The sequence below is a fragment of the Flavobacterium sp. MEB061 genome (assembly GCF_000834715.1).
Classification (GTDB): domain Bacteria; phylum Bacteroidota; class Bacteroidia; order Flavobacteriales; family Flavobacteriaceae; genus Flavobacterium; species Flavobacterium pectinovorum.
Map to the genome: position 1 here is coordinate 80,611 of NZ_JXQR01000007.1, position 14,424 is coordinate 95,034.

General features: G+C 31.5%; 17 protein-coding genes. 11 read left to right on the forward strand and 6 right to left on the reverse strand.

The genetic code is table 11. The annotated features are described in order from the left end of the window. Positions 1-32 precede the first annotated feature (32 nt). Positions 33-1,211 (reverse strand): acyl-CoA dehydrogenase family protein, encoded by a 1,179-nt coding sequence (locus tag RT99_RS03225; RefSeq protein WP_042563298.1) that lies wholly within the window; start codon positions 1,209-1,211, stop codon positions 33-35. A 1,510-nt stretch (positions 1,212-2,721) separates the two neighbouring features. On the opposite strand from RT99_RS03225, the gene RT99_RS25900 reads away from it, so the two are divergent. After that, positions 2,722-3,129 (forward strand): helix-turn-helix domain-containing protein, encoded by a 408-nt coding sequence (locus RT99_RS25900; RefSeq protein WP_371197935.1) that lies wholly within the window; start codon positions 2,722-2,724, stop codon positions 3,127-3,129. Positions 3,130-3,139: 10 nt separating this feature from the next. Here the strand turns inward: RT99_RS25900 and RT99_RS25100 are convergent, their stop codons facing one another. Continuing rightward, positions 3,140-3,274: an rSAM-modified peptide gene (locus RT99_RS25100; protein ID WP_117614790.1), complete on the reverse strand. Its 135-nt coding sequence runs from the start codon at positions 3,272-3,274 to the stop codon at positions 3,140-3,142. A gap of 58 nt (positions 3,275-3,332) precedes the next feature. Further along, positions 3,333-3,476 (reverse strand): rSAM-modified peptide, encoded by a 144-nt coding sequence (locus RT99_RS25105; RefSeq protein ID WP_117614791.1) that lies wholly within the window; start codon positions 3,474-3,476, stop codon positions 3,333-3,335. A gap of 260 nt (positions 3,477-3,736) precedes the next feature. Between RT99_RS25105 and RT99_RS03235 the strand changes: the two genes are divergently transcribed. From RT99_RS03235 to RT99_RS03280, 10 genes are all read left to right on the forward strand, one after another. After that, positions 3,737-5,290 (forward strand): vitamin K epoxide reductase family protein, encoded by a 1,554-nt coding sequence (locus tag RT99_RS03235; protein WP_042563300.1) that lies wholly within the window; start codon positions 3,737-3,739, stop codon positions 5,288-5,290. 90 nt (positions 5,291-5,380) lie between these two features. Continuing rightward, the gene (locus RT99_RS03240; RefSeq protein WP_042563301.1) at positions 5,381-5,578 is read left to right on the forward strand and encodes a hypothetical protein; all 198 of its coding nucleotides are present in this window, start codon (positions 5,381-5,383) and stop codon (positions 5,576-5,578) included. A gap of 52 nt (positions 5,579-5,630) precedes the next feature. Then, positions 5,631-5,810, forward strand: coding sequence for a hypothetical protein (locus tag RT99_RS03245; RefSeq protein WP_042563302.1), 180 nt, complete (start codon positions 5,631-5,633; stop codon positions 5,808-5,810). Positions 5,811-5,849: 39 nt separating this feature from the next. After that, the gene (locus RT99_RS03250) at positions 5,850-6,068 is read left to right on the forward strand and encodes a hypothetical protein (RefSeq protein WP_042563303.1); all 219 of its coding nucleotides are present in this window, start codon (positions 5,850-5,852) and stop codon (positions 6,066-6,068) included. 29 nt (positions 6,069-6,097) lie between these two features. Beyond that, complete coding sequence (locus RT99_RS03255; protein WP_131494893.1) at positions 6,098-6,346, forward strand: hypothetical protein; 249 nt, start codon at positions 6,098-6,100, stop codon at positions 6,344-6,346. A 14-nt stretch (positions 6,347-6,360) separates the two neighbouring features. After that, on the forward strand, positions 6,361-6,552 hold the full coding sequence (locus RT99_RS03260; protein WP_042563305.1) for a hypothetical protein: 192 nt from the start codon (positions 6,361-6,363) through the stop codon (positions 6,550-6,552). Between the two features lie 367 nt (positions 6,553-6,919). Continuing rightward, a complete protein-coding gene (locus tag RT99_RS03265; RefSeq protein WP_042563306.1) occupies positions 6,920-7,099 on the forward strand; it encodes a hypothetical protein in 180 nt (59 codons plus the stop codon). A gap of 232 nt (positions 7,100-7,331) precedes the next feature. Beyond that, positions 7,332-9,524 (forward strand): peptidase domain-containing ABC transporter, encoded by a 2,193-nt coding sequence (locus RT99_RS03270; protein WP_042563307.1) that lies wholly within the window; start codon positions 7,332-7,334, stop codon positions 9,522-9,524. A gap of 2 nt (positions 9,525-9,526) precedes the next feature. Further along, positions 9,527-10,816, forward strand: coding sequence for an HlyD family secretion protein (locus tag RT99_RS03275; RefSeq protein ID WP_042563308.1), 1,290 nt, complete (start codon positions 9,527-9,529; stop codon positions 10,814-10,816). Positions 10,817-10,859: 43 nt separating this feature from the next. Next, positions 10,860-12,503, forward strand: a complete 1,644-nt coding sequence (locus RT99_RS03280; RefSeq protein WP_042563309.1) for a S41 family peptidase — start codon at positions 10,860-10,862, stop codon at positions 12,501-12,503. A gap of 48 nt (positions 12,504-12,551) precedes the next feature. Here RT99_RS03280 and RT99_RS03285 read toward each other — a convergent pair whose 3' ends face one another. The 3 genes from RT99_RS03285 to rimM form a co-directional block, all read right to left on the reverse strand. Beyond that, a complete protein-coding gene (locus RT99_RS03285) occupies positions 12,552-13,259 on the reverse strand; it encodes a tRNA1(Val) (adenine(37)-N6)-methyltransferase (RefSeq protein ID WP_042563412.1) in 708 nt (235 codons plus the stop codon). Between the two features lie 142 nt (positions 13,260-13,401). Further along, positions 13,402-13,752, reverse strand: coding sequence for a four helix bundle protein (locus RT99_RS03290; RefSeq protein ID WP_042563310.1), 351 nt, complete (start codon positions 13,750-13,752; stop codon positions 13,402-13,404). A gap of 137 nt (positions 13,753-13,889) precedes the next feature. Continuing rightward, positions 13,890-14,414 (reverse strand): ribosome maturation factor RimM, encoded by a 525-nt coding sequence (gene rimM / locus RT99_RS03295; protein WP_042563311.1) that lies wholly within the window; start codon positions 14,412-14,414, stop codon positions 13,890-13,892. Positions 14,415-14,424: the final 10 nt, after the last annotated feature.

Here is a 14,424-nt window from a genome sequence, read left to right on the forward strand (position 1 = left end):
ATTGTTTTTGCAAATATTTTAATAGTTGTTTATTATTTAAATGCTGGAATTCCAGTTACATCCATTCCGGTTATCAATAAATGGATATCGTGGGTTCCTTCGTAAGTAATCACACTTTCAAGGTTCATCATATGACGCATAATCGAATATTCGCCTGTTATTCCCATTCCGCCCAGCATTTGTCTGGCTTCTCTGGCAATATGAATTGCCATGTCTACATTATTACGTTTCGCCATCGAAATTTGAGATGTTGTTGCTTTTCCTTCGTTTCTTAAAACGCCTAAACGCCAGGTTAGTAATTGTGCTTTTGTGATTTCGGTAATCATTTCGGCTAATTTTTTTTGTTGCAATTGTGTTCCTCCAATTGGTTTTCCAAACTGAATTCTCTCTTTTGCATAGCGTAAAGCTGTATCGTAACAATCCATTGCAGCACCAATTGCTCCCCAGGCGATTCCATATCTGGCAGAATCTAAACAGCCAAGCGGAGCTCCCAATCCGGATTTATTTGGTAAAAGATTTTCTTTAGGAACTTTTACATTATCAAAAATCAATTCACCGGTTGATGATGCACGAAGCGACCATTTGTTATGTGTTTCAGGAGTTGTAAAACCTTCCATTCCACGTTCTACAATTAAACCGTGAATTCTTCCTTCTTCGTTTTTTGCCCAAACAACGGCAATATCTGCAAATGGAGCATTCGAAATCCACATTTTGGCACCATTTAAAAGATAATGATCTCCCATATCTTTAAAGTTGGTAATCATACTTCCGGGATCAGAACCGTGATCTGGTTCTGTCAAACCAAAACAGCCCATGAACTCTCCAGTAGCTAGTTTAGGTAAATATTTCATTCGTTGTTCTTCGTTTCCATATTTCCAGATAGGATACATAACTAAGGAAGATTGCACCGATGAAGTAGATCTTACACCAGAATCGCCACGCTCGATTTCCTGCATGATTAAACCATAAGAAATTTGATCTAAACCAGCACCGCCATATTCTACCGGAATATAAGGGCCAAAACCACCTATTTCTCCAAGTCCCTTAATGATTTGTTTTGGAAATTCTGCTTTTTGAGCATATTCTTCTATAATAGGAGAAACTTCTCTTTTAACCCAGGCACGAGCAGATTCGCGAACTAATTTATGTTCGTCTGTTAATAAATCGTCAAGGTTGTAGTAATCTGGAGCTTGAAATAAGTCTGGTTTCATTTTTTGGTAGTTTTACTAAAACAAATTTACGCAATAAAAATATAACAAAACAAAAACATTTTGTTATATTTTTTTATTCATAAAATAAAATTATTAGGAAATTGGCAATTTAAATGTAGCTTATTGAAAATATATGCACTATTTTTGAATTCCAAAAACATAATAAATGAGGCTGATCATCTCTTTTTTACTTTTTCTTGTTCTCAATACTTCTTTTGCCCAACAAAAGAAGGAATTAACAGAACAGGAATATTTGCTCTTGCAGGATAAAATTCGGCTCAATACAAACAGAAACGTAGACAGCTCTTTTATATATGCATATAGAATGGAAAAGTCTAATAATAATAAGCATTTGGCTTTTGCTAATGCTTCACTTTCTTATTTATTTCAACTCAAAGATAATACAGTAAAATCTAAAGAAAGATATCTTTTGGCATTTAAATATTTGGATAAAATGCCTGAATCCAGAGACAAAACGCGTCTTAAATCTTATTTATATAATTACGGGGGATTAACAGAGTACAGGAGAGGTAACTATAGCAGAGCACTTGAAAATTATCAGCAAGGAATGAAACTCTCCATGGAGCTGGATGATATTATTCAGATTGTAAAGTTTAAAGGTAATATTGCTTTTGTTAATGAAGCTGTTGGTAATTACCAGTTGGCGATTAAAAATTTACGACAACTTGATATTGTAGTCGATCAAAATGAAAATCTTTATTCAAAAGAACAATTCAATACTATAAAAAGTAATAATAATATTACTTTAGGAGGTTCGTACGAAAGCAGTTATATGAAAAATCAAAACAAAAAATATTTGTTAGATTCTGCTGCTTATTTTTACAAAAAAACAATTTCATACTCAAAGAATATTCCACTTAATAAAATAGCTGCTAAAGCAAGTTTGGGTAATGTTTACAATTTGAAAGGAGATTTTAAAAATGCTGAAAAAACCTATTACGACATTATATTCATTGCCAAACAAAACAATATTAGTAGAGGAATAACATTTGCCAATTATAATCTTGGCAATTTATATTACGAAACAAAAAAGTATGATAAAGCACTCGTTTTTTTAAATCGGGTGGATTCCATTGCTCAGGCCGACAATATTAAAGACGAAAATTTTTTAAAGGCAAATTACTATTTAGCTAAAATTTATAATATAAAGAAAGAACCTGAATTAGCTTATAAATATTCTAAAATTTATCTTGACAACTACGAAAAATCAGAAGCAAAGTTAAATAATGAGGCTTTAGAAGTTAATTACAAACTTGGCACTGTAGATTTGAGCGATGAAATGGTTGGTATTCAGGAAAAGTTTGAAAATGAAGTACTATTAAACAAAGCATTAAGAGTATTTTACGTTTTATTGGTAATAGGAATTGTGTTTTTATTGATAAAAAACATAAGGGATAAAAACAAAGCGCATAAGAAAATGAATGCTTTAATTGAAGAATTTAAAGCCAATTTAGAAAAGAAAGAAAATCAAATAATTGCTCAAAATGAAGTGTATGAGCCTGAAATAGAAGATGTTCTCTTTAAAAAAGAAAATGTCAATTTGAGTATTGACGAAGCCAAAGAAAACAAAATAGTCGAAAAATTGTTGGCACTTGAGAATAAATTGGAGTATTTAAATCCCGATTTTACTTTATCGTATGTTGCTAAAAAAATTAAAACCAATACTACTTATTTATCCTATGTTGTAAATAAACGATTTGGTAAATCTTTTGGAGAATACTCAAATGAACTTAAAATTAATTACGTAATCAATGAAATGATTACAAATCACATGTATCGTAAATACTCTACTCAGGCTATTGCAGAAAGTGTAGGTTTTAAAAACGCAGTGTCTTTTGCCAAATCATTTCGCAAAAGAACTGGAGTATCTCCAGCTCAGTTTGCGAATAATATTTAATTTTTTTCAATTAAGGATTTCCATCCAAACCTTTTATTTTTGTTGGATCTACGTCCTCACCGTCGCCGCCTCGAACTGCTTTTTGTTGATTTTTAGATATTTTTTCAGTTCTAAAATCTTCGAATTTTGATTTTTTATTTGTCATGATTTATTATGTTATTAGGGTTGTTTTGTATGTTTTTAGGTATTTTTTTTTGTAAGTATTATGGATTTCCACCATTACCAATAGTTCCACCTTTTGTTGGATCAACAATAGCTGGTTCATCTCCTCCTTGAACGGTTTTTTGCTGTTTTTTTGTCAATTTCTCTACTGCAAAATCTTCTAATTTTAATGTCGTACGTGTCATGTTTTTACGTGTTATGGTTATTGATATTTCAAAACTAGGCAAAAAGCAAAACCCTTAATCGAAAATGGACTTTTGGAGAATTTTATGAACATAAATTTAGTATAATTATTTGATATACAATGCTTTGGTAGATTTATTCTGACTGATATAATTTATAAATTGTATGTAGTATAATTAATAAAATGTGTGCCTTCGGTGATTTTTTTCCAATAAAAACAACAATATTTGCATTGTCATTACGATTTAAAAGGCACAAAACGATGTTAAAATTAGTACAGAAATTTCTTCAAATTAATAAGTATTCGGAGGTGAAAAATGAGTTCAAAGATTTGTTTCTTTCTCATCCAAACTATCCAAGCTTATTTGCGATAACAGACTCGTTAGATTTGTTGTCTGTGGAGAATGCTGCTGTAAGAGTTTCGAAAGAACAAATCGAAAATTTACCATCTAATTTTTTGGCTTATTTTAAAGATGAACTGACTTTGGTTGAAAGAACAAAAGAATTTGTTCGAATTGATACAAATAAAAAAACAGGTCAAAAAATATCATACGATAATTTCCTTTTGGACTGGAATGGTGTAATCGTTGCAATTGAACCTAATAATGTTGTAGCAAGAGATAACTTTAGAAGTGAATATAAAGATGTAAAATACTTTATGCCTTTATTGATTTTATTTGGATTTTCATTTTTCTACAATACTTATAGTGTATTTAGTCTTGTATTTTTGATCACTTCACTTTTAGGATTGATCGTTAGTGTTTTTATTGTTCAGGAAAAATTAGGTTTTAAAACCAATATTATTTCAAAGTTTTGCAATTTAACCACTAATACATCTTGCAGTTCAGTTATTAATTTTGATAGCAATACTAATAAATGGATTAATTTTTCAGATTTACCTTTGATTTTCTTTGGTTCATCTTTCCTTGCTATTTTGTTGAGACCTTTAGATTCGACAATTTTTATAGGTTTTTTAAGTTTATTGGCGATACCTATTATTGTAACCTCAATTTGGATACAAAAATTTGAAATTCAAAAATGGTGTGTAATGTGTTTGGTTGTTTCATTTCTGATTTTTTCGCAAAGTATTATTTGGTTTTCCTCAGATTGGTTTACACTAAGTTTTAGTTTGACTAGTATATTTCCGTTTTTATTTGCATTGGTTCTTTTAACATCAGCCTGGTTATTAATAAAACCTGTTGTAAGGAATGTATTGAATAGCGATAACAATGTAAAAGAGCTTAAAAAATTTAAAAGAAATTATTCATTATTGAATTTCTTATCTAAAAAAATACCTAATGTAAATGGATTAGAAGACTTAAGAGGTTTGAATTTTGGAAACAGAAATGCCGGAGTTAAACTTTCGATAGTTTTAAGCCCTAGTTGTGGACATTGTCATAAAACATTTCAGGAGGCATTTGATTTGGTTTTGAAATTTCCGGACAGAATATTTTTAAATATATTATTTAATGTTAATCCCGAAAATGCTGAGAATCCATATAAAATTGTTGTCGAAAGGCTTTTAACAATAAATAGAGCAACTCCCGGCAAAATTGTGGAAGCAATTTCAGATTGGCATATAAAAAAAATGGAGCTTAAAAAATGGTTGAAAAAATGGCATACCGAACCAGTTAGTATGATGATCAATCAGGAAATACAAAAACAATATGAATGGTGTTCAAAAAACAATTTTAATTATACGCCAGTTAAAATTGTAAATGAAAAAATATATCCAGAACAATACGAATTGAGTGAACTAAAATATTTCTTAAACGATTTTGTTGAAGAAGTAGAAGTTTTAGAAAAAATAGCTTAGCCCCTAACAATATCCATTGGTATGGATAGACAGAGCTTCAAATGTCTTAAAACTGATTGAAGATATTTATCCAAACAAAAAACTATTGTTATGCTAAAAAAGATTTTAAAACTAGAAGGAGCTTATGAGCTTACAAAAATGGAGCAAAAAAGTATTAATGGTGGAATAACAAAAGAATGTGCTGATGCAATTTTTGCTGGAATTTGTGTTCGAAAAGGCAATACTGCCTGCCCCGCAGATTTTCCTAATGCTACTAGCGGAGGATGTTGCTGTGGAGGTATAGATTAAAGAATCATTTGAGGTTAAACAAAAAACAAGTAACAATAAAAACCTAAATATCATGCTAAAAAACATTTTAAACCTTAAAGGAGCTAAAGAATTAAGTGCTAATGAGCAAAAATCAATTACTGGTGGTAATGCACCTGTTTGCGAAGAAGGTTTTGTAGCAAAAAGATGTACAGAGTTTGGAACGGTGCCTTCTTTTTGGCTTTGTGTACCAATTGGTACTACTGCTTGTTAAAATAATAAAAAAATTTAACGAATCTAATAACCTTTAATCATGAAGAAAAGACTTTTAAGCTTAGTTGGCGTTCAGGAATTAACTACTGGAGAAAAAAAATCGATTAAAGGAGGTTCAGAGCCTAATAACAACTTACAATGTGATGCATGGAATTCTGTAGGTTTAAAGACTTATGTTGAATGTCGAGCTTATTTTCCTCTTGAGATAAATTGGACAGGCGGAGTTTGTAATGTTTTTGGACCACCATGTGGATCGTAATTAATGATAATAATATAAACTATAGTGTTATGTTAAAAAATATTATAAATCTGGAAGGAGTTCAAAGGTTAAGTACAATAGAGCAAAAGAACATTTTTGGAGGATTACCTGTTCAGCCAGCTAATTGTGCCTGCTTTTGTTACATTGGAAATAAAAATGTTAATGCATATTGCTATTCATTATGTCCAAATGGATCAGTCCCTGGGATAACAGAAGGCAGCACCGGAAATTGTGGTTACCCTTTTCCTTTGCCACCAGCGCCTCCGGGAATAGAATAATTTAAAATAAAATCATGTTAAAGAAAATTTTAAACTTGGAAAGTGCTCAAAAAATAACCAAAATGGAGCAAAAATCAATGAAGGGAGGAATTCCGGAATGCTGGGTTTATGCAATTGAAGCAGGATGTTTACTAATGTCGGTTGGCGAAAATTGTCCTTTGGATATGGAGTCAGGTATTTGCGAATCAAACAGACTTTGTTGCTAGTTTTATTAAACAATACAATAAACAAGTAATAACGATAAAGCCTTATTAGAATTTAGTCATGTTTTTTTTAATTTGTAGGCGCTCGATCGTGGAACATTGAGCAAATATCCCCACATTGATGATTGGTGTCGGGATTCTCAGGAAAGGTGGCCACTGAGTTGGTTTTAATTGGTTAGGGCTAACCAGTGCCATATCCTAGAGAAAATTGTATTACTTAAATTTTACACTTTTTTAGATAAAGAACAGAGAGGATTATTTCTCTCTGTTTTTTTTTGAGATAAATTAATCTGTAGAATAAAAAAACAGACAGAAACTTCAACTGTCTTAAAAGGATTGAAGTACTAATCAAAATCAAAAAAACCTAATTATGAAAAACCTAAAAGATTTAAAAGGTGTTGAAGTTTTAAGTAAAAATGAACAAAAAAGTATAACAGGAGGAGGTGGTCCCATAGCTTGTTATTGTCCTGATGGTACTTTTGCAGGGATAGCTACAGAAGGTGAAGGTTGTGGAGGTGTTATTGACCACAATTGCCCATTAGAATCATAAATATTTAAAAGAATAAATATTTTAAGTGTAAGAATAAAAACTTTGTTATTTAGTTAACAAGGTTTTTTTGTTTTTTATTCATATAATATTCTGATATATAAACAATTATATTTTTTTTGAAATTAGTAAATTTGATTAAAATTGAAATTGTGATTTAATACATTTCAGATCATTATTTTTCTTTTTTTAAGAATTTTTGTATAATATTGCTTTAAATAAACCAAATTTATAATTGAAAAAATTCACCAATTACAAACAAGCAGATTATAAAGATTGTGGCCCTACATGTCTAAAAATAATAGCAAAGCATTACGGCAAAACAATCCATATTCAGGAGTTACGCGATAGTAGCGAAACAACTCGTGAAGGAAGTAATTTGCTTTTTCTGAGCGATGCTGCCGAGAAAATTGGTTTTAGAACTTTGGGAGTAAAACTAAATGTAAAAAGGCTGGAAGAAGCTCCATTGCCTTGTGTTTTGCATTGGAATAAAAACCATTATGTGGTTCTTTATAAAATTAAAAAAGGGAAATATTATGTTTCTGATCCGGGTTTTGGATTGATAGAATATAATGAAAAAGACTTCCTTAAATTTTGGATAGGAAATAATGCAGATGAATCAACTCAGGAAGGAATCGCATTACTGGTGGAAGCAACTCCGAAATTTTTTCAATCAGAATTTGATAAAGAAGAAAATAAAGGGCTAGGATTTGGATTATTGGCACAATATGTTTTGCGCTACAAATCATTTTTGGTCCAATTAAGTATCGGTTTATTGGCCAGCAGTTTATTACAGCTTATTTTTCCGTTTTTAACCCAAAGTATTGTTGATATTGGGATACAAAACCAGAATATTCATTTTATTTATTTGATCCTTTTTGCGCAGTTATTTCTTTTTGCCGGAAGAACAGGTTTAGAACTCATTAGAAGCTGGATTTTACTCCATCTTTCTACCCGAATAAACATTTCATTAATATCGGATTTTTTCATTAAACTGATGAATCTTCCAATCTCATTTTTCGATGTACGTATGACGGGCGATATCATGCAGCGTATCAATGATCATCGACGAATTGAACGAATTCTGACGACATCATCCTTAAATGTATTATTCTCTGTAATTAATATGTTTGTAATGGGAGGTGTTTTGGCTTACTTTAATCTCCAGATTTTCTTTGTGTTTTTTGCCGGAAGTATTCTTTATTTTGGATGGATTACTTTATTCTTAAAAAGAAGAGAAGTGCTGGATTATAAACGTTTTGCCGAAGTTTCTCAAGAGCAAAGCAAAGTAATGGAACTTATTAACGGAATGCAGGAAATTAAGCTGCACAATGCCGAAAAACAAAAACGTTGGGGGTGGGAGTATGTACAGGCAAGACTTTTCAGGGTTTCGATTAAAGGATTGGTTTTAGAACAAACACAAACCATTGGATCTTCTGTGATCAATGAATTGAAAAATATTTTCATCATTTTTTTATCTGCAAAATTAGTTATAGATGGTTCAATTACCCTTGGGATGATGCTGGCCATCAGCTCGATTGTTGGAAGTTTAAACGGGCCAATTACGCAGCTTATTGAATTTGTCAGAGAACTTCAGGATGCCAAAATATCACTAGCGAGATTATCTGAAATCCATGAAAAGGAAGATGAAATCCAGCAAGAAACAAATCAAACAAGTGATGTTCCTTATGATGCTGATATTGATATAAAAAACCTTTCGTTCCGATATTTAGGATCTGATATTCCGGTATTGGAGAATTTAAGTTTGGTAATCCCGGCCAATAAAGTCACCGCAATAGTTGGCGTTAGCGGAAGCGGAAAAACAACACTCATGAAATTATTACTCAAATTTTATGAGCCTAATACGGGGGAAGTCAATATTGGAAACACACAATTAAAAAATATTTCTCAAAAGGCATGGCGATCTAATATTGGAGCCGTAATGCAGGAAGGCTTTATTTTTAGTGATACCATAGCCAATAATATTGCTATTGGAGTAGATAAAGTCGATAAAGAAAGATTGGTTTATGCTGCAGACGTAGCCAATATAAAAGAATATGTAAGCGGTTTACCACTGGGTTATAATACAAAAATTGGTTCTGAAGGTTTAGGTATGAGCACCGGGCAAAAACAGCGATTACTGATTGCCAGAGCCGTTTATAAAAACCCTGAAATCTTGTTTTTTGATGAAGCAACTTCGGCTTTGGATGCCAATAATGAAAGAGAAATTATGCAAAAACTTGATATCTTTTTTAAAGATAAAACCGTAGTTGTTATTGCGCACCGATTAAGTACGGTTATGAACGCAGATCAAATTGTGGTTTTAGACAAAGGAAAAATCATTGAAATTGGTTCACATTCGGCTTTAGTAGAACAAAAAGGAAATTATTTTGAGTTGGTTAGAAATCAATTGCAATTAGGAAATTAATCATGGCAGAAGATACATTTGAATTAAGAAGTGAAGAAGTTCAGGACATTCTCACCAAAGTACCACATTGGATGATACGTTGGGGAACAGTTTTGATATTCGTGATACTTTTCATGTTGTTTTTTGTGTCCTGGTTTATTAAATATCCGGATGTTGTAAATACCGAAATTGTAATTACAACCAATATTCCACCAGAAAAAATAGTCTCAAAAACTTCGGGGCGAATTGAAGCGATTTTGGTTAAAGATAAATCGATAGTAGAAAAAAATACAACACTTGCCATTATCGAAAATACAGCCAATTATAAAAATGTGTTTTTATTGAAAAAAATAGTTGATGAATATAATATCAACGATTCAAAAAAAGAATTTCCATTTGCTTTACTAAAAAACACACAGTTAGGAGAAATTGAAAGCGCTTATGCTGTTTTTCAAAAAGATTATCAGGCGCAGCAATTAAATAAAAATTTACATCCATATGAAGTAGAGAACAGAGCGCAGATTTCTGAAAAAATTCAGATAAAAGAAAGATTGGATATTCTGCAGCAGCAAAAAATATTAAATGAAAGCGAGTTGCAGCTTCAAAAAAATGAAATTGCACGTTTTGAAACTTTATTCAATAAAGGAATTATTTCGGCACAGGAAATGGAGGCCAAAAAATTAGGTTATCTGCAGGCTCAAAAGAGTTATAAGAGCCTTTTAACGTCTATTTCTCAATTAAGATCTGCTTTGATCGATAATACAAAATCGAGCCAGAGTTCTCATATAAACAGCACTAAAGAAGAAGTTAATCTGGAACGCGGTATGGCGCAGTCTTTCTATCAGCTCAAAAAAGTAATAAAAGACTGGGAACTTAATTATACCTTGAAATCATCGGTTAGCGGTGTTGTTACTTTTTTGCAGGTTTGGACAGAAAATCAAACTATAAATACAGGCGATAATGTGTTTTCGATAATTCCCGACGCTAAAAATGGTTTTGTCGGAAAAGTAAAAGCTCCGGCTCTGAATTCAGGAAAAATAAAAGTAGGGCAGAAAGTAAATATCCGTCTGGCAAATTTTCCAGATAGGGAATTTGGTGTATTGTATGGCAAAATTCAGAATATTTCGCTGGTTCCGGATAAAGACGGAAATTTATTATTGGATGTTGCCCTTCCAAACGGTTTAAAAACCTCTTATAAGAAACAAATTGTGTTTCAACAGGAAATGAAAGGAAGCGCAGAAATTGTAACCGAAGATTTACGATTACTCGAAAGAATACTGTATCAGTTTAAAAGTATTTTCGAGCAGGTGTAGAATTATTTCCCCAAACTATTGACTAACCAAACCAATTTTTCATATGAAAAAGATTCTATTGATTGTTTTTTTTCTATTATGCCAATATTCCTTTTCAAAGCCTGTCAGCGAAACTCAAAAATTAGCTACAACTGCAAAAATTTGGGGATTTCTAAAATATTATCATCCAAATGTTGCTGATGGAAGCAAAAATTGGGATGATCAATTGTTTCAGATTTTGCCCAAAGTAGAAGAAGCAAACTCTGCAGAAGCATTTTCTTTAGTGATAGAGAATTGGATTGCTTCATTAGGGGAAGTGAAAATATATGAAGTAATAAATTCAAAAAGAGAGTATTTTGACAAAAACTTTGATTTGTCGTGGATAAACAAAAATGATTTGTTTTCTAAATCACTTTCTAAAAAATTAAAATTTATAGAAGAAAACAGAATTCAAGGTAAACAGTATTATGTAGATTTTGTTCATAATGGCGGAATGCCTTTACAGTTTAATAATGAAGTAAAATATACTGATTTTAAATGGACTGATAAAAATTTACGTCTTTTAGCACTATTTAGATATTGGAATTATATAGAATATTTTTTTCCTTACAAATATCAAATGGATGAAAATTGGGATAAAGTATTGGTTGAAATGCTGCCCAGATTTTTTGCTCCTGAATCTGAAAAAGATTTTGTCTTAGCGATGCGTGAAATTTCTATAAAGCTGAATGACACTCATGCTTCAACACAAATGCCTCAATTATTTGAATATTTTGGAGATAAATTTATTCCCGCAGATGTTAAAATTATTGATGATAAAGCAATTGTTGTTGATCTGAAAAATGACTCATTGGCAAAAATCAGTGATATAAGAATTGGTGATGTAATTACAAAAGTTGAAGGAAAAACAATTGCTGAAATTCTAAAAGAAAATTGGAAATATATTGAAGGATCAAATAATCCTTCAATATTGAAAAACGCTTACTGGGCCATTTTTAATGGAAAATCACCTTCTTTCGAAATTGAATTTGTTAGAGATGGAAAAACACAGGTAAAAGCTGTAAATCGTTATAAATACCAGGATTTAAAAATTCAGTTTCTACAAAAAGAAAAGTGGAAAATTTTGGAAGGTAATATTGGATATGTTGATTTTGATGCTCTTGATGCAGAAGATGTTCCAAATTTAATAGTAGAACTTAAGAATACAAATGCAGTTATTTTTGATGATAGAACAAGTCCCCATGATGTCATGTTTGCAATTTCAGACTGGCTAAATCCTCAACAAAAAAAGTTCGCCAGATTTCTTGATCCCGATGTTAGCTATCCGGGACGATACTTTTGGAGAAATGAAGGGGAGGCATGCGGAAAAAATAATCCGGATTATTATAAAGGGAAAGTTATTGTTTTAATAGATGAAAAAGCCGTTAGCCATGCTGAATTCACGGCTATGAGTTTAAAAACAGCTCCGAATGTAACTTTAATAGGAAGCCAGACCGGTGGTGCCGATGGTGCAAATTATAGATTTCCTATCATTAAAGGATTTTCTACATCGTTTACTTGTTACGGCGTTTTTTACCCAAATAAAAAAGAAACACAAAGAATTGGGATTGTTCCGGATATTGAAGTAAAACCTACTATTTTAGGAATTCAACAAGGAAAAGATGAGATTTTGGAGAGAGCAATGTTTTTCGCGAAAAGTGGTAAATAATAAGACATGTTTAATCTTTTTCAAAGTTCAAAACTTTGAAAAAATTGCTTACATCTTCAAATAAAAATCCTTAGTAAGTTCAATATATTCAGGAGTATAAACATGCCTGTTGATTTCGATAATTAATTCATCGATTTCAATTTCTGAAGTTTCATTTCGGCTAAAAGCTAATAAACTACGTTTGATTTCAGAAGTTGGAGTTCCTTTTACACGGGTAATTTTAACAGGATATAATTCAGATTCTTTGGCTAAAGCAATAAAGTTTTTTTCTTCTTTGAATGGAATGATTAAAGCAAAAATTCCATTTTCAGAAAGTAATAAATCAGCAGCTTCAATTAGTTCCTCAAAAGGCATTGCGTCCTGAAAACGTGCCAAATCTCGTTGCTCATTTTCTGTTTTGTAATCTTCGGCATAAAAAGGAGGATTTGAAACAATCAAATCATATTCGTCTTCCGGTTCTTCGATAAATTCGTCCAAACCTGCATGAAAACAAAATAAACGATCTCCCCAAGGCGAGTTTTCAAAATTATCAACGGCTTGTTCGTAAGCTTCTTCATCAATTTCAAGAGCATCAATTTGTTCAGCAGAAGTGCGCTGAGCAAGCATTAAAGCAATTATCCCGGTTCCTGCACCAATATCTAAAACACTAAATGGATTGTGATGAATTGGAGTCCAAGAACCTAGTAAAACGCCATCTGTTCCGACTTTCATAGCGGTTTTGTCTTGTTCGATAGAAAATTGCTTGAATGAAAACATAATATTAAATTCCAATTTTTTAAATTCCAAATTCCAACTCTGAAAAGGCAAAATTCCAAAAAAAGAAATTCCAAATTCCAATTGCAAAAGGAGTAAAACTATGTGTTTTTGAATTGCAAAAGTAAGATTAAAATCTCAATAATTATTTTGAAGTTTTAGTGATTATTACAGATAAAATTTTTCGTAATTCTTCTACTTCAAATAATAAGGAATCTGAAAGTGTTTTTTGGTCTGGATTTAATTCATGAAGTAATCGTAGCCAAAATTTGGATTCTTTGGCTTCTTTTCGGGATATTTTAAGTCTAAATATTAAATCTTTGTCTCCGAGCTTTTCGTTCGCTTCAATATAGTTCGCCCCAACAGAGCCTGAAGATCTTATTAATTGTTTTCCATCTTCAATATTTGATGTTGTTTTAGATAAAGTTCTAATGTATGCTCGACACTCTTTTGCAAATAAAAAAGTTCTTTCCTCTAAATCGTAAGGTTTAGTCATAGTATAAATTCCAATATATAGAGTTCAAAGATAGTTTGAATACTTTATATTTTGAAAGTTTTTTCTTTCATTTTAATTGAAAATAAAATTTTCCTTTCAAGGTTGGAATTTGGAATTTAAAAAATTGGAATTTCTTATTAAAGGTACATTTCAACAAGACCTTCAGGTAAATTCATAATAACCTTTTTATTCTCGCGATCAATTTTTACAAGAAAATGATCAATCATCGGAATTAGCATTTCTACTTCTCCATTTAAAACTTCAAAAAGAGGTTGGGCTGTAGTATCGTTTACGGCAGCAATTTTTCCAAAAACGCCTAAACGCTGGTCTTCAATTTCGAAACCAATAACTTCGTGGAAATAAAATTTGTTGCCGGAAAGTTTTGGCAACATACTTAAAGGAAGATAAATAGCATTTCCCATAATGGCATCTGCATCTTCTTCTGTATTCATGTCTTCAAAACGAATTCTTAGAAAGTCGTTTTTATGCAATGAACTTTTTTCAATAAAAAAAGGAACCAGATGTTTATTGCATTCAATAAACACTGATTCCAGATTTTCGTATAACTCAGGTTCGTCCGTATCTAAATAAGCCAGAACTTCACCTTTGAAACTAAATTTTTTAGCGATTTTACCTAAATAAAAACATTCTTCTTTACGCATTCTCGCTAGC

What these genes read in the sequence shown, in the direction of transcription:
- RT99_RS03225 (WP_042563298.1), bottom strand. Translation starts at nt 1,211, where the DNA reads ATGAAACCAGACTTATTTCAAGCTCCAGATTACTACAACCTTGACGAT.
- RT99_RS25100 (WP_117614790.1), bottom strand. Translation starts at nt 3,274, where the DNA reads ATGACAAATAAAAAATCAAAATTCGAAGATTTTAGAACTGAAAAAATA.
- RT99_RS25105 (WP_117614791.1), bottom strand. Translation starts at nt 3,476, where the DNA reads ATGACACGTACGACATTAAAATTAGAAGATTTTGCAGTAGAGAAATTG.
- RT99_RS03235 (WP_042563300.1), top strand. Translation starts at nt 3,737, where the DNA reads ATGTTAAAATTAGTACAGAAATTTCTTCAAATTAATAAGTATTCGGAG.
- RT99_RS03240 (WP_042563301.1), top strand. Translation starts at nt 5,381, where the DNA reads ATGCTAAAAAAGATTTTAAAACTAGAAGGAGCTTATGAGCTTACAAAA.
- RT99_RS03245 (WP_042563302.1), top strand. Translation starts at nt 5,631, where the DNA reads ATGCTAAAAAACATTTTAAACCTTAAAGGAGCTAAAGAATTAAGTGCT.
- RT99_RS03250 (WP_042563303.1), top strand. Translation starts at nt 5,850, where the DNA reads ATGAAGAAAAGACTTTTAAGCTTAGTTGGCGTTCAGGAATTAACTACT.
- RT99_RS03255 (WP_131494893.1), top strand. Translation starts at nt 6,098, where the DNA reads ATGTTAAAAAATATTATAAATCTGGAAGGAGTTCAAAGGTTAAGTACA.
- RT99_RS03260 (WP_042563305.1), top strand. Translation starts at nt 6,361, where the DNA reads ATGTTAAAGAAAATTTTAAACTTGGAAAGTGCTCAAAAAATAACCAAA.
- RT99_RS03265 (WP_042563306.1), top strand. Translation starts at nt 6,920, where the DNA reads ATGAAAAACCTAAAAGATTTAAAAGGTGTTGAAGTTTTAAGTAAAAAT.
- RT99_RS03275 (WP_042563308.1), top strand. Translation starts at nt 9,527, where the DNA reads ATGGCAGAAGATACATTTGAATTAAGAAGTGAAGAAGTTCAGGACATT.
- RT99_RS03280 (WP_042563309.1), top strand. Translation starts at nt 10,860, where the DNA reads ATGAAAAAGATTCTATTGATTGTTTTTTTTCTATTATGCCAATATTCC.
- RT99_RS03285 (WP_042563412.1), bottom strand. Translation starts at nt 13,259, where the DNA reads ATGTTTTCATTCAAGCAATTTTCTATCGAACAAGACAAAACCGCTATG.
- RT99_RS03290 (WP_042563310.1), bottom strand. Translation starts at nt 13,752, where the DNA reads ATGACTAAACCTTACGATTTAGAGGAAAGAACTTTTTTATTTGCAAAA.
- rimM (WP_042563311.1), bottom strand. Translation starts at nt 14,414, where the DNA reads ATGCGTAAAGAAGAATGTTTTTATTTAGGTAAAATCGCTAAAAAATTT.